This is a genomic window from Gilvimarinus agarilyticus (genome assembly GCF_000832015.1).
Taxonomy (GTDB): Bacteria; Pseudomonadota; Gammaproteobacteria; order Pseudomonadales; family Cellvibrionaceae; genus Gilvimarinus; species Gilvimarinus agarilyticus.
In genome coordinates this window covers 3,258,984-3,285,366 of the sequence record NZ_JXCJ01000001.1, presented here as the reverse complement: position 1 = coordinate 3,285,366, position 26,383 = coordinate 3,258,984, and the positions used below count along the sequence as shown (strand labels likewise).

Sequence of the window (26,383 nt, the reverse complement as noted above, 5' to 3'; positions counted from 1 at the left end):
GAGTATCAACTTAAGAGGTTTTTATGAGGTTATTGCAAAGCGTTAGTCAGTGTGTGGCGGCCGTATGTTTGCTTGGCGTTAGCGTATTTACCGTGGCCAGTGCGGATGAGAAGAACGATGCTGCGATAAGTTTTGATGCCCGCTTATCCGAGTATGGTTACCCCTATCCGGTGCAGCAGTATGCCTTTGAATCCCAGCGACAGTCGCTGGAAATGGCCTATATGCACCTTCCCGGCAAACCAGGCAAGCCCACGGTATTGTTGCTGCACGGCAAAAATTTCGCGGCCGACTATTGGCAAAATACCGCCGAACTACTGCAAAAGAAAGGCTACGGTGTGCTGATGCCCGATCAGATTGGCTTTGGCAAATCGTCCAAGCCGGCGCATTATCAATTTTCGTTTGAGGCGCTGGCGGCGAATACCCATGGCCTAACGCAACAGTTGGGTATAAATAACCTGGTAGTAATGGGCCACTCCATGGGCGGCATGCTGGCGACGCGCTACGCATTAAATTATGCCAGTCAGGTAGACCAACTAGTACTGGTGAACCCCGTGGGACTAGAAGATTACTTGCAGTATGTTGAGTACAAAGACCCGAGCTTCTTTTATCAAAGCGAGCTGAATAAAACCATTGAGGGTGTTATTGCTTATCAAAAGAAAAACTACTACGACGGTCAGTGGAGTGATGAGTACGAGGCGCTGACCACCATTCACAAGGGGTGGCTCAATGGCCCGGACTGGCCGCAAGTGGCCTGGAATAACGCCTTAACCTACGATTTAATTTTTACCGGGGCGGTGGTTAATGAGCTGGACGAGCTAACCGTGCCCACGCACCTTATTATTGGTACGCGCGATACCACAGGCCCGGGGCGAGGTTGGAAAAAACCGGGCGTAACGCGTACGCTGGGGCAATACGACAAATTGGGTAAACAAGCGGCCGAGGTTATCCCCAACGCTACGCTGCATGAGTTGGATGACGTTGGTCATATGCCGCAATTTGAGGCGTTTGAGCGTTATAAGGTTATATTGAATGATATTTTTAAGCAGTGAGTGTTAGTCTAAGACTAAGGCGATGGGTAAGCTAATGACAGAACGAGAAAAAATGTTGGCTGGGCAGGAGTACTGGATTAACGACCCGGAGCTGACCGAAATTCGTTTTAAAACGCGGGATCTTGTGGATGATTTTAATGCCTTAAGCGCACGCGATGCCGTGGCTAAAGCGAGTATGCAGGCACAGATATTTTCCGCCGTGGGTGAGGGTGTACACATCGAAAAACCCATGCGCATTGATTATGGCGTTAACACCACCATAGGCAGTAATGTTTTTATCAATTTTAATTTTGTGCTGTTGGACTGCTGCCCGGTTACCATTGGCGATAACGTATTTATCGCCCCCAATGTACAAATCTATACCGCAAGCCATCCGCTGGATATCGAAGCCCGCAACGCCCATGTGGGCTTTGCGGCGCCGGTGGCTATTGGCAATAACGTTTGGATTGGTGGTGGGGTGATTATTCTACCCGGGGTTACGATTGGTGATGGCTGTACCATTGGCGCGGGCAGTGTGGTGACTAACAACATACCGGCCAATAGTGTGGCGTATGGCAACCCTTGTCGGGTGCATACGTAAAATCAACCATAGCTAATGGGCTGAGCCGTTGCCATAAATGAGCCGTCGGCCATAAAAAAGGCCCGCGTTACCGGCGGGCCTTTTTTATGGGGTAGCAAATGCAGGCTTAATACATAAAGCCAAACTCAACCGATAGGGTGCCAAAGGTGGGGTCGTCGATGGCGTTGTCCACATCTAACCAGCGCTCGTAGTAACCGGCGCGAATAAAATGTTGGTTGCTGATGTCAAAACGTACCCCGGCGCCAATACCGTAGGAGAAGGAGTCGTCACCGTAGGTGGGCTGATAGTAATCACAGATATAACCCCACCACGGATCCCACCAGCACACGCTGTTCGGTGGCCCGGCGGCAATATTGCTGTCGACCGTCGTCCAGCCGATGTTGCCATTGATAAACGGGGTAATAGGTCCGTCAAGGAAGTAGTAATCGGCCATTAAGTTGGCGGTAAATGAATCGAACACACCGCCGATGTTTTCAACGGTGTTATTGCCGTCATCGAGTACACGCTCGGCATTATAGCTGGTAGAGTTCCAGGTAAAACTGCCGCGCAGGTTGAGGTTGTCGGAGTAGTTGAAGCCCGCGCTAAAGCCAAAGCCGGCATCGGAGTTAACTCTCACATTGGCGCCACCGTCGAAATCGATGGTCTCTTGGTACAGGTATGGCACCTGTAGAGTAAATTCGTATTTGTTGCCGCGATCGGCGTTTACCACCGTTGAGCCAAGTGCCAAAACACTTGCCATCGTCGCAACGATTGTTCCTTTTAGTGAGTTCATGGCTCGTCCCCTATCGACATTTACAGTCGCAATGATTCAATACGCCTTTGTGGCGCATTGGTGATATTTTAGCACCCTATGGATGATGGGGGCAGGGGGGGCAAGATAACAAACGGATACGAGCGCCGCTGTTATTGTTCGGTAAAGCTCCAGGCCAGCACCCGGGTGATTTTGTTGCCCTGACTCATGGGGATCTCTTTAATTTGGCTGGCGCCTAGTTTGCGTAGCTGTTTCGTTAAGGGGGGCACGTTTTCGCTTTTGGATACCAAGCTGCTAAACCACCGACATTGATGGGCGAATGTGTGACTCTCTTTAATCAGCTTTTTAAGAAACAGCCGCTCGCCACCATTACACCACAGCTCGGCGGCCTGGCCGCCAAAGTTTAACGTGCCGGCCTGAGCGGACATTTGTTTATCGGTGCCGGAGCGGTTGCGCGCCAGGTTTTTTATTTTGCGCAGGCTACCTTTTAGCGCTTCGGCTTCACTGGTGTGAAACGGTGGATTACAGACGTTTAAGTCATAGTGCTCGCCGGGCTGGATAATGCCGGCAAAGAACTGGTGTTTGTCGTGTTGCTGGCGGAGTGCAATCCGCGATGTAAGCGCTGGGTTAGCGGCGATGATGTTCGCGACATTATCCAGCGATTGGCGATTAATGTCGCTGGCAACACATCGCCAGCCGTATAACTGGGTGGCTAGAAGTGGGTAGATGCCACTACTGCCGGTGCCGATGTCGAGCATCGTAAACGGGCTTTCTGGTGCGGGGATGATGGTGGGTGCCGCAACGTTAAGCAGCTGCGCCATGTAGTGAATATAATCGGCCCGGCCGGGTACCGGAGGGCAGAGAGCGCCCTCCGGGATGTTCCAATGGTTAATGTGATAATGGTGCTGTAGCAGTGCCGCATTTAGGGTTTTAACGGCCTCGGGATTGGCAAAATCGATCCCCAGCTGCTGGTGTTGGTTGCGCGCGACAAACCGGGCTAGTGGCGGGTGTGTGGCGACCAGCGCACTAAAGTCGTAGGGCCTGTTGTGCAGGTTATTGGGGTGCAACGCTTTTGTTTGATTGGCGCTGCGCGAGGTCGGTTGCTTGGGCGTGCTCACAGAGGGGCGTCCGAAGTTGAGTGGTTAACAGTGGCATTGCCCAGCGCGGCCAGTGGCGGCGTTTGGGTATCGCGATTGGTTTTAATCGTCCTCGCCGGCATCGGCCGCTCGTATTCGCTCCTGGCGCTCTTGTTCTTCTTCTAATGCGGCTTTAATTTCTTCCAGTACTGAGTCGACATCGGCATTGTCTTCCGGGTCGTCAAATTCGCCCGTAAGTTGCGTATCGGGTTGTAATTCACCCTCTTCGTAGAGTGCCCACATCTCGTCCGCGTACCGGGTGCCCAGTAACTCTGGGGCAAACTGGCCGTAGTATTCGGTCATGTTGCGTACATCGCGATCGAGCATACTTTTGGCGTTGTTATTGGCCGCGGCATCTACGGCTTGAGGCAGATCGATAATGACCGGGCCGTACTCATCGACCAGCACGTTAAACTCGGATAAGTCCCCGTGAATTAAGCCCGCACAAAGCATTTTGACCACGTCTTGCATCACCACAGCGTGGTCTTCCAGGGCCTGTTCGGCCGACATACTGACGTCGTTTAATCGCGGCGCGACATCGCCTTCTTCGTCGGTAATGAGCTCCATCAGTAGCACGCCATCAAAACAGCCGTAGGGCTTGGGAACCCGAACACCGGCAGCCGCGACTTTGTAGAGGGCGTCCACCTCGGCGTTTTGCCAGGTGTCTTCCTGCTGCTGTCGACCAAATTTTGAGCCCTTTTCCATGGCTCGGGCGCGCCGGCTATTGCGGACTTTGCGGCCTTCCTGATATTGCACAGCCTTTTTAAAGCTGCGCTTAGCGGCGTCTTTATAGACTTTGGCGCAGCGGATTTCGTGCCCACAGCGGACTTTGTAAACGGTAGCTTCTTTGCCGCTCATTAACTGACTTATGACTTCATCAACCAGGCCGTCTTCCACCAGGGGTTGTATTCTTTTGGGTGTCTTCATGGGCCTCAATTATTTGGCGGTGCCAGTGTTTGGGAGTAACGTGTGTTACAGACATATTTATGCTGGCGCTATTGTTTGGTTTTATCGCTATTTATGCAAGAGGGGGAGTTTAGATGGTTAGCGGGTATAAGAATAGTGGGGGCAAGAGGTTGGTTAAGACGGGGGGATGGCCCCGCGTAACGGGGCCGGACCGGTTAGGACTGTGGCGTCCAGGCAAACTTTTTAAAGGGCTCGTCAATGGGGGTGTCGGCAATATGGTTGACGTAGTTACTCATCACTTTTTGTGCCACGACCAATACCACCTCTAACAGTTGGCGCTGTTCGTAGCCGGCGTCAAAAAATGCTTTAACTTCGGCTGCATCAACATTGCCGCGATTGCGTACCACGCTTAAGGTAAAGGTGCGCAATGCCTCAAGTTTAGCGTCTTCCAGTGGCGCTTTATCACGCAAAGCATCATCAATGGCTTCATCGACCCCCATAGAGCGTGCGATACCACTGTGAGCAGGGACGCAGTAATGGCATTCGTGCTCAACGTTTACGCTCTGCCATACGACGGTTTTCTCGTCGTTGTTAAAGCTCGATTCCAGTACTAAGCGATGCAGGGTTTGGTAGCCCTCCAGTAATCCTGGTGCCTCGGCCATGACGGCGTGCAGATTGGGAATCATCCCAAAGCTTTTTTGTGATCCCTCCAGCAATGGCTTGGCGTCGGCGGGGGCGGACTCAAGATCGTGCAAAGTAAAGTCAGTCATAATGTTCTCCTGTTTCAATATGGTCGTTTTTTTGAGTGATTGCTCAAGTATGTTGCTACCCTATCTGTTCTTGAGCGTTTATTCAAGATATAATTGAGTGCTCGTTCAAATTAAATGATATTTTTTGCAGGTGTTTTATGCCCCGTACTGCTCAATATGATCGCCAGGCCGCTCTGCAGGCCGCTATCGCGCTATTTTGGCGCCGTGGTTACTATGCGACGTCTCTAAAGGACATTGAGCGCGAATTGGATATGCGCCCCGGTAGCCTTTATTCCGCGTTTGGCAGCAAACAGGGGTTGTTTGTCGAGGCCCTGGATGCCTATACCGCAACCATGGCCGATGACGTACAAAATCATATTGCCGCTAGTGGCGGTGTTTTGAGCGGAGTGATGGCGTATTTACGCTGGCTATTGCTGGGGCAAAAATGCCCGGCGTTGGCGGCGACGCCGGCCTGTATGGTGGTTAAAACCTTACTCGAGTCTACAGGCGACGAAGATCCTTTGCGCGGCAAGGCCACTGAGCTGTTGCGTCGGGTAGAGTTGGGCTTTACCGCCGCGTTAGAGCAAGCAAAGTCCGCGGGGGAGTTGCGCCCTGATGTCGACTGCGAGCGCTTGGCGCGCTTGCTGCAGACGCAGGTAATGGGGGTGCGGTCTTTTGCGCAAAGTGGTGCCAGCGAGCGGCAGCTAAAGCAGCTGTTAGAGGATATCGAGCAGGTGTTTTTGTCATATCGACAGGCGCACTAAACGGCTACATAGGTTTTTGTGGAAAATTTCTATCCGGTATAGATAGACAGCACGTCCCGCGTGGCGCCGTCGTGAATACTGCTGGACGTTGAGCTGAGAAAGCGCTTTAGACCATGTTTGCCATGACTGCCGGTGACGATGAGGTCTGCCTCGATTCTACTGGCTATCGTGTGAACTTCTGCGCCCGGGTCCCCAAAGGCGATGTGAATATGATCGCGTGGGAGCCGATGCCTGTCGGCCAGTTCGCACAATGTGGGATAGACCGATTGCCGGATGTTCATTTCGTTAACGCTGTGATTGCTGCCCGTGGCGTCCCCGTAGCCGGTTACCGGATGCTCTTCAATATGGGCGATATAAATATGTTCTGGCGCTGCAATTGATTTTGCGCGATTCAATAATTGCTCGGCCTCATGGCCCAAGCCAATGGCGACTAATATACGTTTATAGTGGCTCATGATTTCCCCGTCTACTGCCTCGCAATCATTAGTATAGCTTAGACACTGTCCGTTAATTTTGTGCCGCGTTTAATCTACGGTGAACAAAAAGTTCTGTCTATACGTATAGCAAACATACACGGGGCTGCTGGCAGGAGGTGCATTATGAAGTCTATTAATTTCCCGGGATGCCGCATATTGGTAACCGGAGGCACGGGTTTTATCGGACACTTACTTTGCCGCGAGCTGTGCCAGATAGGCGCCGAGGTGACCGTGCTGACAAGAAGCGCGGCAAAAGCTCGTCAGCGCTTGGCCAAGCTTCCGGTTGCGGTAATCGATATGGCCGGTATAGCCGGCTGCGAGCGTTTTGATGGGGTGATTAATCTGGCCGGCGCCACTGTGTTAAGCCGCTGGAGCGTTAAACGCCAGAGGGTATTGCGCGATAGCCGAATTACCTTTACCCATAACCTGCTACATCAGCTCGATAAGATTGGCGCCCCCGCTGTTTTGGTTAGCGGCAGCGCTATTGGTTTTTACGGTGATACCGCCGATGCTACCGCCACTGAAGCGACCGCGCGCGGTGAAGGCTTTGCGGCGCAGCTTTGCGCGGATTGGGAGGCACAAGCTCTGGCGTCTGCATCGCGTGATACTCGGGTTTGTCTGTTGCGTACTGGCATTGTGTTAGATCGCGATGGTGGCGCACTGGGCTCGATGCTGCCAGCGTTTCGGCTGGGGTTGGGCGGTCCTATTGCTGGAGGGCAGCAGTGGATGAGCTGGATTCATCGGCAAGATTTAGTTTCACTGATCATTTGGCTGCTGGGCCGCCAGGACGTTAGTGGGCCCATTAACGCGGTAGCGCCAATGTCGATACGAAACGTTGAGTTCGCTTCAACCTTGGGTAACGTGTTGCGCCGCCCGACAGTATTGCCGGTGCCGGGTTGGGTGTTGAAGTTATTGGTGGGGCAGGCCGCTCAAGAGTTGCTGCTAAGCAGTAATCGCGTGGCACCGCAGGTGGCGATAGAGGCCGGTTTTGAGTATCGCTATAGTGACTTAATCGCTGCGCTAAAGGTGAGTGTATAAAAATTTATGTGGCTGGGCTTGTAATGAATTAAGCCGACCCTATATAGGTTATGTACCGGCTCAAAAGAGAGGTACAAAACAGCCTGATCCGAGGGATAGGCACCTAAACATATTGCTCACTTTGAGGATATTATTATGCGTAATTTTGATTTAACACCACTGTATCGTTCTTCTATTGGCTTTGACCGCGTTGCTGGATTGCTGGATAGTTTATCGCGCAGCGAGCAGAGCCAGCCAAGTTACCCACCGTACAATATTGAACTGACCGGTGAGGATCACTACCGAATTTCTATGGCTGTCGCGGGTTTTGACCGCTCAGAGCTAAACATTGAGGTCAACCAAAATAATCTGACGGTTGCAGGAAATAAAAGCGCCGACGACAAGTCGCGGACTTATTTGCATCAAGGCATAGCTGCACGCAACTTTGAACGCCGCTTTCAGTTAGCCGATCATGTGCGGGTAGAATCTGCCACCGTTGAAAACGGCTTGCTGCACGTTGATTTGGTGCGCGAAGTACCCGAGGCCATAAAGCCCCGCACTATTGAGATTTCTGATGGCTCTCCACAGCCCGCGAGAGTGACGGAAGCGCCCAATAGTGATTCTGCCGCGGCTTAATAACGCCGCTGTAATCGTTAGGTTTCCCAGTCAGGTTTTCTAGCGAGAAAAACGCCGGCACCGCCGGCGTTTTGTGTATCTGAGTGTAAACTTTATGCCCATCACTTTAGCTTGCCCGCTGTGTGCCACATATTGCTCTTACGATGATGCGGTTGTATTTTACCGTGATCGAAAACGAGCTTACCTGCGCTGCGAATTGTGTGATCTAATTTTTGTTCCCCCTGAATATTACCTGTCGCCCGAGCGTGAAAAAGCCGAGTACGACTTGCACGATAATCAGCCCGACGACCCTGGTTACAGGCGCTTTCTAAGCCGGCTTTTTACGCCTTTAGTCAACCAGCTGACGCCCGGTTCTGTCGGTTTGGATTTTGGCTGTGGGCCTGGCCCGGCGCTAGCGGCTATGTTGCGTGAGCGAGGCTTTAAGGTGGCGTTGTACGATGTGTTCTATCACCCGGACCGGTCGGTGCTTAATCGGCAATATGATTTTATAACCGCCACTGAAGTTGTCGAGCATTTGCATGACCCTCAACAGCAGTTGCAATGCTTGTGGGATGGCTTGGCTCCCGGGGGTGTGCTGGCGATTATGACTAAGTTGGCACTGGATGTTGATGCGTTTTCTCGCTGGCACTATAAAAATGATCCGACCCACGTGTGCTTTTTTTCGCGCACAACCTTTGAGTTTTTAGCTGAGCGGTTTGACGCATCGATCGAGTTTATCGCCGGCGATGTGATTTTTTTAACCAAGCCCCCGCAAGTAACTGGCTAAATTAATCCGTGCGAAATAATTTGGCTCGCACCATCTCGCGGTACGCGCTTGGCGTGGTGCCCAATTGTTGTTTAAACAGCTCGGTAAAGTAAGCGCTGTCTTGATAGCCGGACTTGTCGGCAACCTCGACAATGCTGAGGTTGCTGGTTTTTAGTAGCTCGCGGGCGATTTTAATTCGCACGTCGCGCAGATAGGCCAGTGGCGTTGAGCCGGTAGCACTTTTAAAACGGCGGTTTAGGGTGCGGGTGCTCATACCAAAGCGCTGCGCTAAGTCCGCTACGGTAATGGCGCGCGGGTAATTGTCGTGTAGCCATAACTGAATTTGAATAATTGCTTCATCAGGGTGGGGGTGGCTGGTGTCTTCGTAAAAAGCCGAGCTCTCATAGGAGCGTCGAATCTCGTGAGAAAAATGCCGCTCTACGTGACTCGCTACCGTTTTACCCATCAGCCGTTGAATAAAGTAAACCGTTAGATCGGCGAGCGAGTTAACGCTGGCGGCACAATATAGGTTTCCCGCCTGAGTAATAAAGTGTTGTCGTTTGAGGCGCACGTTGGGATAGCTTTTTTGAAACTGATCGAAGTAATGCCAGTGGGTAGTGGCGACTTTGTCGTCCAGTAAGCCGGCCTCGGCTAGGAAGCAGCAGCCGGTGCCTACACCACAAATGGTTGCGCCATTGTGGTGTTGCTCTTTAAGCCACTCGATTAAAGCCCCCGCCCGGCGCAATACCGGCCGTGGGTTACGCCAAAGCGCTGGCAAGTAGATGATGTCGTTATCGCTCGCCTCGTCCAGAGTCGCATCGGGGGTCCAGCGCATGCCGGTGGGTTGGGGCAGCTGGGTGCCCGGTGCCACCGCGGTGCGCATGGCAAGGTTGACACGGTTGGCTTGAGCTGATTGATGGCGGGCAAGCTGAGCCGTTTGCAGCATCTCGAGCGGCAGTGTGGTGCCGGTGGTGAGCATGTGTTCAGACAAAACAAAGGTGATTTGCGTCGGGTTGTCGCTCATAAGTAACCTCATTGCCCGCTTTTGGCCAGAATACCATACTATGTGGCCAAAATGGCCGTGACCCAAGAGGTTATTGCTTTTACACTTTGCGCTGAAAATCTTCCTGTTACTGTTTTGGAGAACGCTATGTCGCGCTTGCCGGTTATTGTTGGGTTTGGTGGTTTTAATGCTGCCGGCCGTAGCTCAGGTCACCACGCCTTTCGGCGCATGATCATCGAGAGCTTAGACGATACCGCCCGACGTGAAACGCTGGCGGCGTTGGCCGTGATGATGGGGCGGGTTCGCTTTGGCGAAAGCGGCTGGCAGGATCTGGAAGGCCGGGCCTTGAGCCTTGCCGATATTGAGGCAGAGTTTGGCAAAGAGGTGCTGGAAGGCAGTTTGATTCGCCGTATCGGCCCCTCCTTTTTTGATGTTGATAGCGTGCATTGGCAAAAGTCAGCCACGCTTAACCCCGAGAACGACAATCAGCGCTTTGTCATGAAAGCCCGTGAGTTGCCCGAGCCGCTGCCGGCCAATTGGCAGGTGACCGAGTTGGACAGCCGTCAGGTACTGGTGGAAGTGAGCGGGGCGTTGGAGGTGAAAATCGACAGCTTCCGCGATTGCCCGGTTAAATCGGCAGGGCAGCTGCCCGAGGGGTTTGACCCAACAGATCTATACAACGCTCGATTCCACCCCCGTGCGCTGCAATTAGCCGTTATATCGGCCTCGGATGCCGTGCGCTCTATTGGTATCGACTGGGCTGATATCGTCGCCCACATTAACCCCGATCAAGTAGGTGTTTACGCCAGCAACGTCATGAGCCAGTTGGACGAAGACGGTTTTGGCGGATTGCTGCAGTCGCGTTTACGTGGTGGGCGGGTAAGTACCAAGCAGTGCCCGCTGGGGCTGAACAGCATGGTCGCGGACTTTGTCAATGCTTATATTTTGGGTAGTGTCGGCCATACCGGCGCTAACGCGGGCGCTTGTGCTTCATTTTTGTACAATTTGCGCTCGGCAGTCGAGGACATCACCAGTGGTCGCTGTCGGGTAGCGGTCGTGGGCAACGCCGAGGCGCCCATTTTGCCCGAGGTGATTGACGGCTACGCCACCATGGGTGCGCTGGCGAGCGAAGATAAATTGCAAAAAATCGATGGCTCCGAAGCTACTGACCCGCGCCGTTCGAGTCGCCCTTTTGGTGAAAACTGTGGCTTTACCATCGCTGAGTCGGGCCAATATGTCGTGCTGATGGACGACGAGCTGGCCATGACCCTAGGGGCCGATATTCACGGCGCGGTTAACGATGTGTTTATTAATGCGGATGGCTATAAAAAGTCCATTACCGCGCCGGGCCCTGGTAATCACATTACGTTTGCCAAGGCTGTGGCCTCGGCTCGCGCTATTTTAGGCGACGAGGCGATACGCGAGCGCTCTATGGTGCACGCCCATGGCTCAAGCACGCCGCAAAACCGCGTGACTGAATCGCAAATTTTTGATCAGGCGGCGGAGTTTTTTGGCATTACTAACTGGCCCGTGGCGGCGGTTAAGGCCTACGTAGGCCACTCATTGTCGCCCGCCAGTGCCGACCAGATGATGGCGGCGTTGGGCACCTTTAAATACGGCGTGATCCCCGGTGTTAAAACCATCGATGCAGTTGCCGATGATGTATACGGCGACCGGTTGCATATCCCGCTGGGGGATTTCACCCCGGAGCAGGGCATAGATGTGGCCTTTTTAAACTCTAAGGGTTTTGGCGGCAATAACGCCACAGCCAGTGTGCTGGCGCCACGCGTGGTAGAGCGTATGTTGCGCAAGCGTTATGGCGAGGCTGAGTTTGAGTCTTATTGCTCGCGGCGTGAGCAGACGCGCACGGCCGCCACTGCCTACGATAACGCGGCTATTCAGGGCGATTTTGCTACTATCTATCGTTTTGGCGAGGGCATGATCGACGAGTCTAAAGTGGTGTTTGACGCCGACGGCGTACACCTGCCTGGCTACGCCAAACCGGTCTCGCTGGACATTGGCAACCGCTTTAATGACATGATCTAGCGGCGATCTCGCGCTATTGCGTAAAACTTGCACAATAGCGCTATACAACGGCAATCGTTTCCCTTAGAATACGGCGCCTTTCGCGGTGGACTCGCTCCGCTGATGAACCTAATTTTAAACCGTGTGCGGGCAAGGCCTGCACCAATGAAACTACAGGAAAGCAAGAATGGTAACTATTCGTCTGTCACGTGGTGGCTCTAAGAAGCGTCCTTTTTACCACCTGACTGTAACCAACAGCCGCAGTGCCCGTAATGGTCGTTTTATTGAGCGTGTAGGTTTCTTTAACCCTATCGCCCGTGGCCAGGAAGAGCGCCTGCGTGTTGACCAGGAGCGCGTAAATTACTGGGTTGGCCAAGGTGCTCAGTTGAGCGACCGCGTTGCCAAGCTGGTTAAAGACGCAGCCTGATTACTCGCCCGGTGTCAGCAGGTTCTTCTAATCTGGTCAACGTCGGGCAGGTAACCGGCGTGTTCGGTGTGAAAGGGTGGATAAAAATCCGCTCACACACAGAGCCCGCCGCTAATCTCTTTGACTATTCGCCCTGGTGGCTTAAAACCGCCCACGGTGTGAAGGCCTTTGAGATTGATGAGTATCGCGAGCACGGCAAAGGTTTTGTCGCCCACATCAAAGATGTTGATGATCGGGATATCGCGGCGCAGTACACAAATTGTGTCATTGCCGTTGAGCGCGATCAGCTGCCGCCCTTGGAAGAGGGTGAGTTTTACTGGCATCAGTTGCAAGACATGGCTGTGCTTAGCCGCTTTGACGGAGGTGAATATCGCCTCGGCTCGGTTAAGAAGCTTATAGAAACGGGTGCTAATGATGTGCTGGTAGTGGCGCCCGATGCCGATAGCATCGATGAGCGCGAACGCTTGATCCCCTATGTGCCGGATCAGTTTGTTACCCACATCGATCGGGCGACAAACACCATAGAGGTGGACTGGGATCCATCTTTTTAGGGCCGGCAGTTACGGGAGCCCAGGTGTTTGAGTCAGATGACAAGATTACAGCAACCATGAAAATTGCGGTTGTAACGCTATTTCCAGAGATGTTGGCTGCGGTGCGCGATAATGGCATCACGGGCCGCGCGGTAACGCGAGGGCAGCTGGAGATACAGTGCTGGAATCCACGGGATTTTACCGCCGACCGGCATAAAACCGTGGATGATCGCCCCTATGGCGGTGGCCCCGGCATGTTGATGAAAGTACAGCCACTGCGCGACGCGGTAGATGCGGCCAGGCAGTGGACGGGTGATGCTCGTGTGGTCTACCTCTCGCCTCAGGGGCAAGTGTTTGATCAGTCGGCAGCCACCCAAATGGCGCGACGTGGCAATTTGATTTTAATTGCCGGACGCTATGAAGGCATTGACGAGCGCCTAATCCAGGCGGTTGTCGATGAAGAGTGGTCCATTGGTGATTATGTATTATCGGGCGGCGAGCTGCCGGCGATGGTACTGATCGACGCGGTCACCCGCTTGTTACCGGGTGCGCTGGGCGATGCTCAGTCGGCGGTGGAGGATTCATTCAGTGACGGGTTGCTTGATCACCCGCACTACACTCGCCCAGAGGTACTTAATGGCGAGGCGGTGCCCGCGATTTTGCTCTCGGGTGACCACGAAAAAATTCGGCGTTGGCGCTTACAACAAGCGCTGGGGCGAACCTGGCTCAGACGGCCAGATTTGTTGCAAAGCAAAAACTTAACCGAGGAGCAGCGGGCGCTGCTGACGGACTTTCGTCGGGACCTTGATAACGATTGATTCTAGCTGTGAAGCTACAAACTCTTTAGGAGAATTGAAATGACCAACAAAATCATTCAAGAGCTCGAAAACGAACAGCTCAAACAAGAAGTACCTTCGTTCTCACCAGGCGACACCGTTGTCGTTCAGGTTAAAGTAACCGAAGGTAGCCGCGAGCGTCTGCAGGCTTACGAAGGTGTTGTTATTGCCAAGCGTAACCGTGGTTTGCACTCGGCTTTCACCGTGCGCAAAATCTCTCACGGTGTTGGTGTTGAGCGTACTTTCCAGACTCACAGCCGTCAGGTTGATAGCATCGCGGTTAAGCGTCGCGGTGATGTGCGTCAGGCTAAGTTGTACTACTTGCGTGACCTGACCGGTCGTGCCGCACGTATTAAAGAAAAGTTGGGTTAATAGCCTAGCGATACTAAGCGCACGTTTTGTTAAGTGCGTTTTGTATAAAAAAAGCCGATGTGGGAAACTACATCGGCTTTTTTTATGGCGCAACTTGCTATAGCTAGCTTTACATAGGCTGTGGCGCAATGGTGACTGCTGCGGAATACCCATGACATCCAAGCCCTTGTCGGCTGCCGATACGGCAGTAATTGATGCCTACCTAGATCGTGTGTGGCTGGAAAAGGGCCTCTCGGAGAATTCGCTGTCCAGCTATCGGCGTGATCTGCAGGGGCTGGCGCGGTACCTTGCCGGGCAGGGCCGGTCACTGGCCGGGCCCATAACCGGCGAGCCGTTATTGGGTTATCTGGCCTGGCGCCACGGCAAGGGGTACACCAGTCGCTCAACGGCCCGCTTGTTGTCTTGCTTGCGAGGCTTTTATCGCGACCAGGTGCGCGAGGGCTTGCAAGAGCTCGATCCTCTGGTGGGCATCGAAAGCCCCAAGTTGCCTAAATCGCTGCCAAAACTTTTAACTGAGCGGGATGTCGAAGCTCTGCTTAATGCCCCCGATGTTTCTGACCCGGTGGGGCTGCGTGATCGCGCTATGTTAGAGGTGCTTTACGCCTGCGGTTTACGAGTGTCTGAGCTGACGAGTTTAACTCTGACACTATTAAACCTGCGCCAGGGCGTCGTTAAAGTGATGGGCAAGGGCAGTAAAGAGCGTTTAGTGCCCTTGGGTGAAGAGGCGAGCTACTGGCTGACGCGCTATATGCGTGAGGCGCGCCCGCTGCTGGTGGGCGAAAAACCTTTAGAGGTGCTGTTTCCAAGTACCCGTGCGCAAGCGATGACACGTCAAACATTTTGGCACCGCATTAAGCACTGGGCACTAGTGGCGGGTATTGATAAGCCTCTGTCGCCACACACTTTGCGCCACGCATTTGCCACGCACCTGTTAAATCACGGTGCAGATCTGCGCGTGGTACAGCTGCTGCTGGGTCACAGTGATCTGTCGACCACGCAAATATACACCCATGTAGCTCAGGCGCGGATGCAGGGGTTGCATCAGCAGCACCACCCTCGGGGCTAGAGTTTGGAGCCTGTGGGTAAGTTTATATGGTAAACTGGCCCCGGAAACGTATCCGGGAACATTCCCTAACGAGTTGAGTTTATGGTTTTACGAGTCATTCAATACGGTTTAGCGTTGGGCTTGTCAGCAGTGCTGACAACAGGCGTCCACGCTCAAGAAGCAGCCCCAGAAGCAACCGCTACAGAGACGGAGTCGCCGGAGGCGGTTATTAAAGAGGCCCTCACGACGCTAACTGACGGTGCTCAGTTAGGTGCTATTCGCCCGTCGGTCATCGACGGCCTCTACAATGTGCAAATCATTGGTGGCCCAGCGGTGATTATCTCGGCTGACGGCAAGCACCTGATTATGGGCGAGACGTTTGACATTACCGCTTCAGGCTTGGCTCCGGTACAGGATCCTTACCTGCTGAATAGCCGCCGCGAGTTTGTGTCGAGCCTGAAGGAAGCCGACAGCATCAAGTTTGCCCCAGAGGGTGAAACTAAGCACGTGGCTTATGTCTTTACCGATGTTGATTGCGGTTATTGCCGCCGTTTACACAGCCAAATGCACAGTTATAACGAAATGGGCGCTAACAAGCCCGGCTACAATGATCTGGGTATTGAGATTCGCTACCTGGCCTATCCCCGTGCCGGTGCTAACAGCCCCTCGGCGGCTAAACTCGAAAGCGCCTGGTGTGCCGACGATCAAAAAGCGGCGCTGGATAAGCTCAAAAACCTAGAGTCCGTTGAACCCGCCACCTGTGAAAACCCCATTGAGCAGCAGTACTTAAAGGGCGGAGAAATGGGCGTTACCGGCACCCCCGCAATTTTGCTGCCCGATGGCCGCCTCTTTGTGGGCTATCAGCCACCAGAGCAGTTGTTGCAGGCAATCGAGCAAAAGTAGTGACTCCCGCTGGCTGGGCTCGCGCCCGGCCGGCAGCCCCCTCGTTAGGCAATTGACAGCAACCCTCGTGCTGAGTAAGGTTGCCGTCTTTTAATTGTTCAGAACTCCATCATAAAGAGGAATCGATGTTGAAACCGGTCAGATTAGGTATCTGCGGTCTGGGAACCGTAGGCAGTGGCACCGTGAACGTACTGGCGCGCAATGAGCGCGTCATTAATGCCCGCGCCGGTAGCGACATTATTGTAGAGCAGGTTGGTGCGCGCAGGGACAACCCCCATTGCGACATGACCGCATTGAATGTTACCCGCGATGTATTTGACGTGGCTCGCAACCCCAATGTCGATGTAGTGGTCGAGCTGATGGGCGGTGTGACCGTTGCCCGCGACTTGATTATGACCGCCATCGAGCATGGCAAGCACGTAGTTACCGCCAACAAAGCCCTGATTGCTGAGCACGGCAATGAAATTTTTGCCGCCGCCGATAAAAAAGGCGTGACCGTCGCATTTGAGGCTGCAGTAGCGGGCGGGATTCCTATTATCAAATCCATTCGTGAGGGGCTATCGGCCAACCGTATCGAGTGGCTGGCCGGTATCATCAACGGCACCGGTAACTTTATTCTCACCGAGATGCGTGACAAAGGCCGCGACTTTGATGACGTGCTGGCTGAGGCTCAAGAGCTGGGCTACGCTGAGGCGGACCCGACATTTGATGTAGAGGGGATTGATGCCGCCCACAAGCTGGTGATTTTGGCCTCTATGTCGTTTGGTATTCCGCTGCAGTTTGACAAAGTATTTACCGAAGGCATCAGCAAGATCGAGCCAGTGGATGTGGCCTACGCCGATGAGCTGGGTTACCGCATTAAACACCTGGGCATCGCCCGCCGCACGCCTGATGGTATCGAGCTGCGAGTGCACCCGACCTTGATTCCCGCCAAGCGCCAGCTGGCCAACGTTGATGGCGTAATGAATGCCATTATGGTGAAAGGCGATGCAGTAGGCCCAACGATGTACTACGGCGCCGGTGCCGGTGCTGAGCCGACGGCCTCGGCGGTTATCGCCGATATCGTCGATGTAGCCCGGACCCTGACCGCCAACCCCGAGCATCGCGTGCCGCACTTAGGCTTCCATCAGGGCAGCTTAGGCGAGGACGATATTCTGCCTATCGAAAATGTCGAAACGGCTTACTACTTACGTATGTCGGCGCTGGATAAACCTGGTGTGTTGTCCCAGGTGGCAACCATCTTAAGCGACTCGGGTATTAGCATTGAGGCGCTGATTCAGAAAGAAGCGCCCGATGACGAAGAAATTGTACCGCTGATTCTACTGACCAACCGTGCTGTTGAGAAAGATCTGGCTACGGCGATCAGCAAGATTGAAGCGCTTAGCTCAATCACCGGAGCAATTACCCGCATCCGTCTTGAGCCGTTAAAATAAGCGGGCGGCTAGCCCGCCTTTATTGAACATGTTAATCAGGTTACTCGTGTGAAATACATAAGCACTCGCGGCCAAGCGCCCGCACTGTCATTTGAAGAAGTGGTACTGACCGGCCTGGCCCCCGATGGCGGCCTTTACGTGCCCGAAACGCTGCCCGAATTTAGCCGCGAAGAGATCGCCAGCTGGGCGGGTTTATCCTATGAAGAGCTGGCCTTTAAGGTGGTGTCGCCCTTTGTGGACGGCGCCGTGCCCGAGGCCGACCTGAAAAAAATCATCGCCGATTCCTACGCGACCTTTCGCCACAAAGCGATTGCGCCGCTGGTGCAAACCGGTCACAACGAGTTTATTTTAGAGTTGTTTCAGGGGCCCACGCTGGCGTTCAAAGATTTTGCACTGCAGTTTTTGGGGCATTTGCTCGATTACATCTTAAAAAAGCGCGACCAAAAAGTCGTGGTGATGGGTGCGACGTCGGGCGATACCGGCTCGGCCGCCATTGAAGGTTGCCGTCGTTGCGACAACATCGATATTTTTATTTTGCATCCGCACAATCGCGTGTCTAATGTACAGCGTCGCCAGATGACCACGGTATTGGAAGACAACGTGCATAATATTGCTCTGGACGGTAATTTTGACGATTGTCAGAACATGGTTAAAGCCAGTTTTGCCGACCAGTCGTTTTTGCCCGAAGGTCGTCAGCTGGTAGCGGTAAACTCTATTAACTGGGCGCGTATTATGGCCCAGATCGTTTACTACTTTTACGCCTCGTTGGCGTTGGGTGGCCCCGCGCGCCCGATTTCGTTCTCGGTGCCCACCGGTAACTTTGGCGATATTTTTGCCGGCTATCTTGCCAAGCGTATGGGCTTGCCGATCGATCAGCTGGTAATTGCCACCAACAGTAACGATATTTTGCACCGCGCCATTAGCGCCAACGATTTAAGCAAGCAACAACTCGAGCACACCTTGTCGCCCAGTATGGACATCATGGTGTCGAGTAACTTCGAGCGCATGTTGTTTGATTTGTACGATCGCGATGGCGGTAAAATTGCGCAGTTGATGGAAGACTTTAAAACCGGCGCCATGCACTTAGATGAGAGCGCCCTCAGCCGCGCTCGCGAGCTGTTTGCCAGCCATCGCGTGGATGACGAGCGCATGCTCGAAGTGATTCGCGATGTGTTTGAAAACACCGAGTATTTGCTCGACCCTCACACCGCTATCGGTGTCGAGGCTGCCCGAGCCACCCGCCGCAATCAAGATGTGCCCATGGTGTGCCTGGCGACTGCGCATCCGGCTAAGTTCCCTGAAGCGGTACAAAAGGCCGGCCAAACCGAGGACCCGGCGCTGCCCCATCATATGGCCGATTTGTTCGAGCGCGAAGAGCGCTACGAAGTACTGCCGAACGATGCCGAAACCGTGCATAAGTTTATGTCCGGGCACTTGGCTTGTTGATTGTGTGTCTGACGTCTGAAGCCGGACGTCAGACGCTGCACTTCTAATCGCGCACGAAGTATAGTTATCGACTGTGCTTCGTGCGTCAGACTTCAGACCTCTGACGTCCGACGAGTCCCCCCATGCAAAAACTCATCAAACGCCGCTCTACCGAGGCCGCTTTTAGCAGCGATGCCGTCCCGCCGTTACTGGCTCGTATTTATAGCGCCCGAGGCGTTAGCGATGAGCGTGAGCTGGCGCTTACCTTACAAGAGCTACTCAAGCCCTCCATGAAGGGGTTGCCCGAGGCGGCCAGTTTGCTGGCCGATGCGGTGGTGGCCGATGCCCGTATTTTAATTGTCGGTGACTTTGATTGTGATGGCGCTACCAGCTCGGCCTTGGCCGTTTTGGCATTAACCGCCATGGGCGCGCGCCAGGTTGAGTTTTTGGTGCCCAACCGATTTGAATATGGCTACGGTTTAACGCCCGAGATCGTGGCCGTGGCAGCCGAACGGGAGCCCGATTTAATCGTTACCGTGGATAACGGTATTTCCAGCATCGAAGGTGTCGCGGCCGCCCAGGCGCTGGGTATCGCCGTACTGGTTACGGATCATCACTTGCCGGGTGCGCAGTTGCCGGCGGCCGAGGCGATTGTAAACCCCAATCAACCCGGTTGTGATTTTCCCAGTAAAAACCTGGCCGGTGTCGGGGTAATTTTTTATGTGCTTAACGCCTTAAGGCGAGAGCTGAGCCAGATTGGCTGGTTTGCCGAGGCTGGCATTAAAGAGCCAAACATGGCCCAGTATTTAGATTTAGTTGCCTTGGGCACCGTGGCCGATGTGGTACCGCTGGATCACAACAACCGTATTTTGGTCGAGCAGGGGCTACAGCGTATTCGCGCGGGTGTGGCGCGCCCCGGTATTTTGGCACTGCTTGAGGTGGCCGGCCGCGGCCGCGAGCGTTTGGTGGCTGCGGATTTAGGCTTTGCGTTGGGGCCGCGCTTAAATGCTGCCGGCCGGCTAGACGACATGAGCATTGGTATTCAGTGTTTGTTGAGTGACGATCTGCTTACTGCGCGCGAGCTAGCCGTAGCACTGGACGATTTTAACCGCGATCGCAAAGCCATTGAGAACGGCATGCAGCGCGAAGCCTTGCAAATGTTGGATGGCTTAGAGGTGGGCGAGGATGGCGAGTTGCCCTGGGGCTTATGCCTGTACGATGCCCGTTGGCATCAGGGCGTTATCGGTATTCTCGCATCGCGTATTAAAGATCGACACCACCGACCGGTAATTGTCTTTGCCGACGCCGACGATGGCACCATTAAGGGCTCGGCGCGCTCGATTCCCGGGCTGCATATTCGCGATGCCTTAGACGCGGTTGCGGCGCACCACCCGGAGTTGTTGCATAAATTTGGTGGCCACGCCATGGCGGCGGGTATGAGCTTGGCCAAAGATGATTTTGCTGCATTTGCCAGCGCCTTTGATAACGAGGTAAGGCGTCAGTTAAACAATGACGACCTACAAGCCGTGGTGCTTAGTGACGGTATGTTAAGTGATGCGGAGTTTGACCTCGGTTTAGCGCACCAGTTGCGGGCGGCGGGCCCCTGGGGGCAGCACTTTCCCGAGCCATTGTTTGATGGCGAGTTTACCCTGGTGCAGCAACGCATTGTCGGCGATAAACATTTAAAGCTGGTGTTGGCGCCGGAGGCGAATAATCAGCTCGCCATTGACGCTATCGCTTTTAATGTGGATTTAGAGGTGTGGCCGAGCCCTGCAACCACTCGTGTTCGCGCCGCGTTTAAACTGGATGTTAACGAGTACCGGGGTCGTGAGTCGCTGCAGTTAATGCTGGATTATATCGAGCCTCTCGATTAACAACTTAAAGCAGTGGCTGTAAAAAGGGCCAGACATTGTCGAGCAGTGTGGCCTGAGCGCCCATGTTAGCGTGGATGCCGTCTTTTTGCATTAGCTCCGGCTCCAGTGCGATGCCCTCTAATAAAAAAGGCACTAACGGCACGTTGAGCTGCTCGGCCAGTTCCGGGTATACCTTGGCAAACAGTTGGGTATAGCGGGCGCCGTAATTGGGCGGTATTTGCATGCCCACCAGTAGCACGGTGGCGCTAGCCGCTTGCGCTTTTTTAATAATATCGGTTAGGTTCTGCCGCATCAGTTTAATAGGTTGACCGCGCAACCCATCGTTACCGCCTAACTCGACAATAATGATCTCGGGCTGATGAGTTTTTAGTAACGCATCCAGCCGGCTCAGCCCCCCCTGGGTCGTCTCGCCGCTGACACTGGCGTTGATAACCTGATAGCGACTCGTGTTGTCTTGTTGTGCTAAGCGCTCGCGCAATAATTGCACCCACCCTTGTTTTAACGCCATGCCGTAGCCGGCGCTTAAGCTATCGCCTAGCACCACAATTGTGGCGGGTTTTGCCTGCGCGTATACCGCGCTTAGGGTGAGTAGAGCCAAGGCCAAAACAGCTTGGTAAAAACGATAATACACAGGTGATCGCATGGGCCGGCTCCGAAATTAACGAGGGCGAAGGGCAAGCCTACCTCAGTGGCTAGTGGCAGGCAATTGTCTGGCGTGGATATGTGAGCTGGCACGGCTTATGGTGTATTCTGCACTTTGATTATCACTAGGGGAAGGCCTTGAAGTCGTCGTCACTTACCCAGGCGCTATACCGCAAGCTGCTCAACGAAGAAGATGCCCGGGTGTGTAAATCCATTGCCCCTGAGGCCTGTCACGAAGTTCCGGGCAATTTTCTACGTTTAATTTTTACCCATTTTTTATCAAAGCTGGGCGATGCCTGCGCCAACCCTAAAATTGTTCTCCCCTGGCTGCTTGAGTCACTGGCGGCCCCGGCCTATTTGCTGGGCTTTTTAGTGCCTATCCGCGAGTCAGGTTCGCTCTTGCCGCAACTGGTACTGGCCAGTTATGTTAGGCGGTTACCCATTCGCAAATACGCCTGGTCCCTCGGGGCATTACTGCAAGGGGTATGTGTGTTGGCGATGGCTGCGGTCGCTATGTTGCTGGAAGGTGCCGCCGCCGGATTTAGCATCGTCGGTTTGCTGGTGGTGTTTTCACTGGCGCGAGGTCTGTCGTCGGTGGCGGCTAAAGATGTCCTGGGTAAAACTATTCCTAAAAAGCGTCGCGGACGGGTAAACGGCTGGTCGGCCAGTGCCGCTGGGCTGGTGACCGTTGTGTTAGCGGTGGTGCTGATAATGCAGCAGGGCTCCGACAATGAACTTAAGTCGGCAACGCTATTGTTAATACTAGCCGGTGGGCTTTGGTTGCTGGCGGCCTTCTGGTTTTTACGCGTTAAGGAGTACGCCGGCGAGGTGAGTGGCGGCGGCAATGCCTTAACCGAAGCGATAAAGCGTTTAAACATTTTGATCAATGATGCGCCCTTTAGGCGTTTTGTGATCGCCCGGGCGTTGTTGTTGTGCTCGGCACTTACCGCACCTTATTACGTTGCTTTAGGGCAGCAACATCTAAGCGGTCAGAGTGCGCTATTGGGTTATTTTATACTGGCCAGCGGTTTGGCCAGCTTGCTTTCGGCGCCTTTTTGGGGGCGCTTTGCCGATGTCTCTAGCCGCCGCGTGATGATATGGGCGGCAATTATCAGTGCTGGACTGGGTGTTGTGGTGTTTCTGCTGGATGTATTTGAGGTAGGTTTGGCCCAACTTTTTATGTTGCCGCTGCTGTACTTCTTACTGACCGTTGCCCATCAGGGGGTGCGGGTAGGGCGTAAAACCTACGTGGTTGATCTGGCCGAGGGCAACCGACGCACTGATTATGTTGCCGTAAGCAACAGTGTGATTGGTTTGGTGCTATTGCTCATGGGGGCAAGTGGGGTGTTGGCCAGTAACTTGGGTTACGGCGCCGCCATTTTAGCTTTGTCGATGGCTGGTGTCGCAGGCGCCTTTATGGCGTATCGTTTACCTGAAGTGGGTTAGCGTCAGAGCGCCAGCTAAATAAATATTTACGTTAAAAGAGCGAGTGTTATGCAAAACATTATCAGTGCGCAAGGCTTGGTTAAAACCGTGACCACCGCGGCCGGCGAGCTTACTATTTTAAACGATATTTCACTGACGGTGGCGGCCGGTGAGTCGCTGGCGATTACCGGCGCCTCGGGCTCGGGTAAGTCTACGCTATTAGGTTTGTTGGCCGGCTTGGATGTACCCAGCGCCGGAGTCATCTCGCTCGCGGGTAACGATTTAACCAAGCTCGATGAAGAGGGGCGTGCCGCGGTCAGGGCGCGTCATGTGGGTTTTGTGTTTCAGTCGTTTCAGTTGTTGCCGGGGTTAACCGCGCTTGAAAACGTTATGTTACCCCTAGAGCTGCGCGGCCAAAAGGGTGCCGAGGCATCGGCCAAAACGTATCTTGATAAGGTCGGGCTGGCGCAACGGCTTGGCCATTACCCCCCGCAGCTGTCTGGGGGAGAGCAACAGCGGGTCGCCATTGCCCGCGCCTTTGCCTGCGAACCAGAGATTTTGTTTGCCGATGAGCCCACCGGCAATCTCGACAGCGCCACTGGGCACACGATTAACGATTTATTGTTTGGCTTAAACGCCGATACCGGTACAACCTTGGTGCTTATTACGCACGAGCAACGTTTGGCCGGGCGCTGCCAGCGTCATATTCAAATGGCGGCGGGTGAGCTGCTCAATGCTCCGGCTGTGGAGGTATAACCGTGCTTGCGTTACGGCTGTTGTGGCGCAATTGGCGCGCCGGCGAAATTAAACTGCTCGCCATTGCCATTATGTTGTCAGTGGCGGTGGTCAGCACTATTGCCATTTTTACCGATCGCTTAGAGGCTACCTTACTGGAGCAAAGTAACTCACTGCTGGGCGCCGATAAAATTGTCGCTAGTAATCAGTTACCGCAACCGGCCTGGCAAAGTGAGGCCGAGGCCGAGGGCATTCAGCAAACCCGCGTTGCCCACTTTGCCTCGATGGTGTTTGCCGACGATGAAATGCACCTGGCCTCGGTTAAAGCGGTTGAGGCTAACTATCCGCTACGCGGCTATATCGATGTCAGCCAATCCGCTTTTGCCGTCGACAGTAACCTGATTGAGCGCGCCGACGGCGTACCCGCACCGGGTGAAGTGTGGGTGGATTCGCGGTTATTGCCGCTGCTCGGCATTGAGCTGGGCGATGCGTTGCAAGTGGGTGAGCGTTCGTTGCAGGCAACCCGGGTGATTATCGATGAGCCCGACGGCAGTGGCCCTTTTAGCTTGATGGGCGCGCGGGTGATGATGAACTGGAGTGATCTGGCCAGCACCGAGGTGATTCAGCCGGGTAGCCGGGTCGAGTACCAGTGGTTGTTGGCCGCTGTGCCGGCCGAGCTTAATAATTTTATGACGTGGTTGGAGCCCGAATTATCAGAGCACGAAGAGGTAATGGACATCGAAAACGCCCAGCGGCGGCTGCAAGGAACGTTGCAAACCGGGCGGCGTTTTTTGGTGTTAGCGGCCATTATGGGTGTACTGCTTGCCGGTGTGGCTATTGCGTTGGCGGCACGTCAGTTTGCCGAGCGGCACATCGCCCCGGTGGCGCTGCTTAAAAGCCTCGGCTCCTCGGCGCGGCAAATTCGTTACTTGTATGTTGCTCAACTCGTGGTGTTGGCCTTGTTGGCGTCGGCTGCGGGGCTGGCGTTGGGTGGTGTACTACAGGCGTTGGTGGCCGAAGCAGTGCTGCGTTTGTATCAGGTGACTATGGCGCCGGCGGCGCTCGGTAGTTATTTTATGAGCTTTATCAGCGGGCCTTTATCGCTGTTGGGTTTTGCCTTGCCGGCGCTGTGGTTTTTACCTACGGTGCCCCCGGTAAAAGTCTTGCGGGCCGAGCTGGCGGTAAAAACCAGTGCGGTCGTCTGGCAAGTGGTGGCGGCCAGCGTGGTGCTGCTTATTTTGGTGGCGGTGTTTAGCCGTAACCTGCAACTGGCGCTAACGGTAATTGCTGCGTTGACGGTCGTGGCGGTGCTGGCCGTTGGGTTGGCCTACGGCCTGTTAGCGGTGGGGCGCAAGTTGGGCGCCCAGGCCGGCAGCTATTGGCGTTTGGCTTGGGCCAGTATTCAGCGCCGCCGTGCGGCGAGCGTGTTGCAGGTGGTGGTGTTTGCCACGGCCATGATGTTGCTGCTTACCCTGACCGTGGTGCGCACTTCACTGATTGATGAGTGGCAAGTCAAAGTCCCCGATAACGCCCCCAACCATTTTCTGTTGAATATCGCCCCGCCAGACGTGGACGTATTTAAGCAGTTATTAACCGACAACCAGTTATCGGTCGAGCAGCTGTACCCCATGGTAAGAGGGCGGCTGAGCGAGATTAACGGCGAACCAAAACCGCAAGATGCCCTAAACCGCGAAGCGCAACTGACCTGGAGCGCTGAACTGGCGGATAATAATCAGGTGGTGGCCGGGCAGTGGTGGGGCAACTGGAGCCGCGATGCATCTGACTTGCCGGGCGTGTCGGTCGAGGTTGAAGTGGCCGAGCGGCTGGGTATTGAGCTGGGTGATCGGCTGACGTTTTCCATCGGTGGTCTGGTGGCCGAGGCGCAAGTGGCCAGCTTGCGCACTTTGCAGTGGGAGTCACTGCAACCGAACTTTTACTTTATTTTTGAGCCGGGCGCGCTGGATAATTACTCGCCCATGTACATGACCAGTGTGTACTTGCCTCCCGAGAAAAAGCAATTTATTAATACCTTGCTCACCCAATACCCCACCGTTGTGGTGATTGAGCTGGATCGTATCATCAACCAAATTCGCACCATCATCGCTCAGGTGAGTGACGGTGTGCAGTTGGTGTTGATTATGGTGCTGCTGGGCGGGTGCTTAGTGCTGATGGCGGCGGTGAGTGGCAGCCTGGACTCACGCAAGCAGGAGGTAGGGCTGTTGCGTACTTTAGGCGCTAGCCGACGGCTTATGCTGGGCAGCGTGTTAGTAGAGTTTGCCCTGCTAGGGTTAGCAGCCGGCACCATCGCGGTAATAGCCTCCGAGGTACTGCTGTTGGGGTTGCAGGTGTATGTATTTGAAATCCCGGTGCAACCACACTACGAGTACTGGTTGGCATCACCCTTGGTGGGGGCCGTATTGGTCGGGCTGCTGGGCACCGCCAGTTGCCGCCGCGCGGTATCGACACCACCGGCGATTATTTTGCGTGAGGCGCAATAAGCGCCTGCCGATATAGGTAAGTTGAGCGCTTCTTACTATGCACTCTTTACCTTTGCCTAGGTTTTGAACTATCCTCTGAAAAGGGGGGTGGTTCAGGGCTTGACATAGTTGTCTAACGTTTATTCCTGATAGTTTGTATAACCGCTTAAACGTGTATTGTTAATCGCAATGCCACAATAATTTAAATAATGTGCCGGTAACAAGCACTGTGGTTACGTCACAATAAGTACGGCTTCCAGCCGCTCGGAGTTAGAGTAAGGAAAGTAGCAGGGAAGTATGATGGCTCCGTTTCACACTGCATTTCTAAATGTTCTGCTCCTGCAGCCGATAATAACCATGGCACCGCCATGCCCACAGGGTCTCTGAGCAGCGCTGTAATCCCTTGTAATTCTCTGCGGGGC

At 54.1% G+C, this 26,383-nt stretch carries 25 protein-coding genes and 2 pseudogenes; 20 read left to right on the top strand and 7 right to left on the bottom strand.

The features are described 5' to 3' along the window. Positions 1 to 23 precede the first annotated feature (23 nt). The 3 genes and pseudogenes from SD69_RS14335 to SD69_RS19225 form a co-directional block, all read left to right on the top strand. The gene (locus SD69_RS14335; RefSeq protein WP_052481185.1) at positions 24 to 1,049 is read left to right on the top strand and encodes an alpha/beta fold hydrolase; all 1,026 of its coding nucleotides are present in this window, start codon (positions 24 to 26) and stop codon (positions 1,047 to 1,049) included. A gap of 22 nt (positions 1,050 to 1,071) precedes the next feature. After that, positions 1,072 to 1,242 (top strand): annotated as a pseudogene (locus SD69_RS19230) (maltose acetyltransferase domain-containing protein); the annotation flags it as partial. A 234-nt stretch (positions 1,243 to 1,476) separates the two neighbouring features. After that, positions 1,477 to 1,611: pseudogene (locus SD69_RS19225) on the top strand (DapH/DapD/GlmU-related protein); the annotation flags it as partial. A 124-nt stretch (positions 1,612 to 1,735) separates the two neighbouring features. Here the strand turns inward: SD69_RS19225 and SD69_RS14325 are convergent. From SD69_RS14325 to SD69_RS14310, 4 genes are all read right to left on the bottom strand, one after another. After that, a complete protein-coding gene (locus SD69_RS14325; protein WP_041523752.1) occupies positions 1,736 to 2,401 on the bottom strand; it encodes an outer membrane protein in 666 nt (221 codons plus the stop codon). 131 nt (positions 2,402 to 2,532) lie between these two features. Continuing rightward, positions 2,533 to 3,498 carry a 23S rRNA (adenine(1618)-N(6))-methyltransferase RlmF gene (rlmF, locus tag SD69_RS14320; RefSeq protein ID WP_041523751.1) on the bottom strand — a complete coding sequence of 322 codons (966 nt, stop codon included), beginning with the start codon at positions 3,496 to 3,498 and terminating at the stop codon, positions 2,533 to 2,535. An 81-nt stretch (positions 3,499 to 3,579) separates the two neighbouring features. Continuing rightward, entirely contained in the window at positions 3,580 to 4,443 is an 864-nt protein-coding gene (locus SD69_RS14315) for a PA4780 family RIO1-like protein kinase (RefSeq protein WP_041523750.1), read from the bottom strand. A gap of 194 nt (positions 4,444 to 4,637) precedes the next feature. Continuing rightward, positions 4,638 to 5,192: a carboxymuconolactone decarboxylase family protein gene (locus tag SD69_RS14310; RefSeq protein ID WP_041523749.1), complete on the bottom strand. Its 555-nt coding sequence runs from the start codon at positions 5,190 to 5,192 to the stop codon at positions 4,638 to 4,640. A 137-nt stretch (positions 5,193 to 5,329) separates the two neighbouring features. Between SD69_RS14310 and SD69_RS14305 the strand changes: the two genes are divergently transcribed. Beyond that, positions 5,330 to 5,935, top strand: coding sequence for a TetR/AcrR family transcriptional regulator (locus tag SD69_RS14305; RefSeq protein WP_041523748.1), 606 nt, complete (start codon positions 5,330 to 5,332; stop codon positions 5,933 to 5,935). A gap of 29 nt (positions 5,936 to 5,964) precedes the next feature. On the opposite strand, the gene SD69_RS14300 is transcribed toward SD69_RS14305, so the two are convergent. Next, positions 5,965 to 6,390, bottom strand: a complete 426-nt coding sequence (locus tag SD69_RS14300) for a universal stress protein (protein ID WP_041523747.1) — start codon at positions 6,388 to 6,390, stop codon at positions 5,965 to 5,967. A 144-nt stretch (positions 6,391 to 6,534) separates the two neighbouring features. Here SD69_RS14300 and SD69_RS14295 point away from each other — a divergent pair, with 144 nt between their 5' ends. From SD69_RS14295 to SD69_RS14285, 3 genes are all read left to right on the top strand, one after another. Beyond that, entirely contained in the window at positions 6,535 to 7,449 is a 915-nt protein-coding gene (locus SD69_RS14295; RefSeq protein ID WP_041523746.1) for a TIGR01777 family oxidoreductase, read from the top strand. A gap of 135 nt (positions 7,450 to 7,584) precedes the next feature. Further along, the gene (locus SD69_RS14290; protein ID WP_041523745.1) at positions 7,585 to 8,064 is read left to right on the top strand and encodes an Hsp20 family protein; all 480 of its coding nucleotides are present in this window, start codon (positions 7,585 to 7,587) and stop codon (positions 8,062 to 8,064) included. 94 nt (positions 8,065 to 8,158) lie between these two features. Next, positions 8,159 to 8,830, top strand: coding sequence for a class I SAM-dependent methyltransferase (locus SD69_RS14285; RefSeq protein WP_041524860.1), 672 nt, complete (start codon positions 8,159 to 8,161; stop codon positions 8,828 to 8,830). Position 8,831: 1 nt separating this feature from the next. Here SD69_RS14285 and SD69_RS14280 read toward each other — a convergent pair whose 3' ends face one another. Continuing rightward, positions 8,832 to 9,833, bottom strand: coding sequence for a GlxA family transcriptional regulator (locus tag SD69_RS14280; protein ID WP_041523744.1), 1,002 nt, complete (start codon positions 9,831 to 9,833; stop codon positions 8,832 to 8,834). 126 nt (positions 9,834 to 9,959) lie between these two features. Here SD69_RS14280 and SD69_RS14275 point away from each other — a divergent pair, with 126 nt between their 5' ends. The 10 genes from SD69_RS14275 to recJ all read left to right on the top strand — a co-directional run bounded on the left by SD69_RS14275 (position 9,960) and on the right by recJ (position 20,682). Continuing rightward, the gene (locus tag SD69_RS14275) at positions 9,960 to 11,858 is read left to right on the top strand and encodes a beta-ketoacyl synthase (RefSeq protein WP_041523743.1); all 1,899 of its coding nucleotides are present in this window, start codon (positions 9,960 to 9,962) and stop codon (positions 11,856 to 11,858) included. 166 nt (positions 11,859 to 12,024) lie between these two features. After that, a complete protein-coding gene (rpsP, locus tag SD69_RS14270; RefSeq protein ID WP_041523742.1) occupies positions 12,025 to 12,264 on the top strand; it encodes a 30S ribosomal protein S16 in 240 nt (79 codons plus the stop codon). Between the two features lie 11 nt (positions 12,265 to 12,275). Continuing rightward, positions 12,276 to 12,815 (top strand): ribosome maturation factor RimM, encoded by a 540-nt coding sequence (gene rimM, locus SD69_RS14265; protein ID WP_041523741.1) that lies wholly within the window; start codon positions 12,276 to 12,278, stop codon positions 12,813 to 12,815. 56 nt (positions 12,816 to 12,871) lie between these two features. Next, positions 12,872 to 13,612 carry a tRNA (guanosine(37)-N1)-methyltransferase TrmD gene (gene trmD / locus SD69_RS14260; RefSeq protein WP_041524859.1) on the top strand — a complete coding sequence of 247 codons (741 nt, stop codon included), beginning with the start codon at positions 12,872 to 12,874 and terminating at the stop codon, positions 13,610 to 13,612. Between the two features lie 33 nt (positions 13,613 to 13,645). After that, positions 13,646 to 14,002, top strand: a complete 357-nt coding sequence (gene rplS / locus SD69_RS14255) for a 50S ribosomal protein L19 (RefSeq protein WP_456297719.1) — start codon at positions 13,646 to 13,648, stop codon at positions 14,000 to 14,002. Positions 14,003 to 14,153: 151 nt separating this feature from the next. Further along, positions 14,154 to 15,068, top strand: a complete 915-nt coding sequence (gene xerD, locus SD69_RS14250; RefSeq protein WP_052481184.1) for a site-specific tyrosine recombinase XerD — start codon at positions 14,154 to 14,156, stop codon at positions 15,066 to 15,068. Positions 15,069 to 15,149: 81 nt separating this feature from the next. Then, positions 15,150 to 15,950, top strand: a complete 801-nt coding sequence (locus SD69_RS14245; RefSeq protein ID WP_041523739.1) for a thioredoxin fold domain-containing protein — start codon at positions 15,150 to 15,152, stop codon at positions 15,948 to 15,950. A 125-nt stretch (positions 15,951 to 16,075) separates the two neighbouring features. Continuing rightward, positions 16,076 to 17,383 carry a homoserine dehydrogenase gene (locus tag SD69_RS14240; RefSeq protein ID WP_041523738.1) on the top strand — a complete coding sequence of 436 codons (1,308 nt, stop codon included), beginning with the start codon at positions 16,076 to 16,078 and terminating at the stop codon, positions 17,381 to 17,383. A 48-nt stretch (positions 17,384 to 17,431) separates the two neighbouring features. Continuing rightward, positions 17,432 to 18,829 (top strand): threonine synthase, encoded by a 1,398-nt coding sequence (thrC, locus tag SD69_RS14235; RefSeq protein WP_041523737.1) that lies wholly within the window; start codon positions 17,432 to 17,434, stop codon positions 18,827 to 18,829. 122 nt (positions 18,830 to 18,951) lie between these two features. Further along, positions 18,952 to 20,682: a single-stranded-DNA-specific exonuclease RecJ gene (gene recJ, locus SD69_RS14230; protein WP_041523736.1), complete on the top strand. Its 1,731-nt coding sequence runs from the start codon at positions 18,952 to 18,954 to the stop codon at positions 20,680 to 20,682. Between the two features lie 4 nt (positions 20,683 to 20,686). On the opposite strand, the gene SD69_RS14225 is transcribed toward recJ, so the two are convergent. Next, positions 20,687 to 21,325, bottom strand: a complete 639-nt coding sequence (locus tag SD69_RS14225) for an arylesterase (RefSeq protein WP_041523735.1) — start codon at positions 21,323 to 21,325, stop codon at positions 20,687 to 20,689. Positions 21,326 to 21,462: 137 nt separating this feature from the next. Here SD69_RS14225 and SD69_RS14220 point away from each other — a divergent pair, with 137 nt between their 5' ends. From SD69_RS14220 to SD69_RS14210, 3 genes are read left to right on the top strand one after another with little or no spacing between them, the layout of a single operon-like run. After that, entirely contained in the window at positions 21,463 to 22,770 is a 1,308-nt protein-coding gene (locus SD69_RS14220; protein WP_041523734.1) for an MFS transporter, read from the top strand. 48 nt (positions 22,771 to 22,818) lie between these two features. Further along, the gene (locus tag SD69_RS14215; protein WP_041523733.1) at positions 22,819 to 23,505 is read left to right on the top strand and encodes an ABC transporter ATP-binding protein; all 687 of its coding nucleotides are present in this window, start codon (positions 22,819 to 22,821) and stop codon (positions 23,503 to 23,505) included. 2 nt (positions 23,506 to 23,507) lie between these two features. Beyond that, the gene (locus tag SD69_RS14210) at positions 23,508 to 25,982 is read left to right on the top strand and encodes an ABC transporter permease (RefSeq protein WP_052481183.1); all 2,475 of its coding nucleotides are present in this window, start codon (positions 23,508 to 23,510) and stop codon (positions 25,980 to 25,982) included. Positions 25,983 to 26,383 lie beyond the last annotated feature (401 nt).

Coding starts and splice junctions, on each gene's coding strand:
- SD69_RS14315 (WP_041523750.1), bottom strand. CDS start 4,443: ATGAAGACACCCAAAAGAATACAACCCCTGGTGGAAGACGGCCTGGTT.
- rpsP (WP_041523742.1), top strand. CDS start 12,025: ATGGTAACTATTCGTCTGTCACGTGGTGGCTCTAAGAAGCGTCCTTTT.
- SD69_RS14285 (WP_041524860.1), top strand. CDS start 8,159: ATGCCCATCACTTTAGCTTGCCCGCTGTGTGCCACATATTGCTCTTAC.
- SD69_RS14305 (WP_041523748.1), top strand. CDS start 5,330: ATGCCCCGTACTGCTCAATATGATCGCCAGGCCGCTCTGCAGGCCGCT.
- SD69_RS14310 (WP_041523749.1), bottom strand. CDS start 5,192: ATGACTGACTTTACTTTGCACGATCTTGAGTCCGCCCCCGCCGACGCC.
- SD69_RS14325 (WP_041523752.1), bottom strand. CDS start 2,401: ATGAACTCACTAAAAGGAACAATCGTTGCGACGATGGCAAGTGTTTTG.
- SD69_RS14300 (WP_041523747.1), bottom strand. CDS start 6,390: ATGAGCCACTATAAACGTATATTAGTCGCCATTGGCTTGGGCCATGAG.
- SD69_RS14295 (WP_041523746.1), top strand. CDS start 6,535: ATGAAGTCTATTAATTTCCCGGGATGCCGCATATTGGTAACCGGAGGC.
- xerD (WP_052481184.1), top strand. CDS start 14,154: ATGACATCCAAGCCCTTGTCGGCTGCCGATACGGCAGTAATTGATGCC.
- SD69_RS14245 (WP_041523739.1), top strand. CDS start 15,150: ATGGTTTTACGAGTCATTCAATACGGTTTAGCGTTGGGCTTGTCAGCA.
- SD69_RS14225 (WP_041523735.1), bottom strand. CDS start 21,325: ATGCGATCACCTGTGTATTATCGTTTTTACCAAGCTGTTTTGGCCTTG.
- SD69_RS14240 (WP_041523738.1), top strand. CDS start 16,076: ATGTTGAAACCGGTCAGATTAGGTATCTGCGGTCTGGGAACCGTAGGC.
- SD69_RS14280 (WP_041523744.1), bottom strand. CDS start 9,833: ATGAGCGACAACCCGACGCAAATCACCTTTGTTTTGTCTGAACACATG.
- SD69_RS14335 (WP_052481185.1), top strand. CDS start 24: ATGAGGTTATTGCAAAGCGTTAGTCAGTGTGTGGCGGCCGTATGTTTG.
- trmD (WP_041524859.1), top strand. CDS start 12,872: ATGAAAATTGCGGTTGTAACGCTATTTCCAGAGATGTTGGCTGCGGTG.
- SD69_RS14215 (WP_041523733.1), top strand. CDS start 22,819: ATGCAAAACATTATCAGTGCGCAAGGCTTGGTTAAAACCGTGACCACC.
- SD69_RS14290 (WP_041523745.1), top strand. CDS start 7,585: ATGCGTAATTTTGATTTAACACCACTGTATCGTTCTTCTATTGGCTTT.
- SD69_RS14275 (WP_041523743.1), top strand. CDS start 9,960: ATGTCGCGCTTGCCGGTTATTGTTGGGTTTGGTGGTTTTAATGCTGCC.
- recJ (WP_041523736.1), top strand. CDS start 18,952: ATGCAAAAACTCATCAAACGCCGCTCTACCGAGGCCGCTTTTAGCAGC.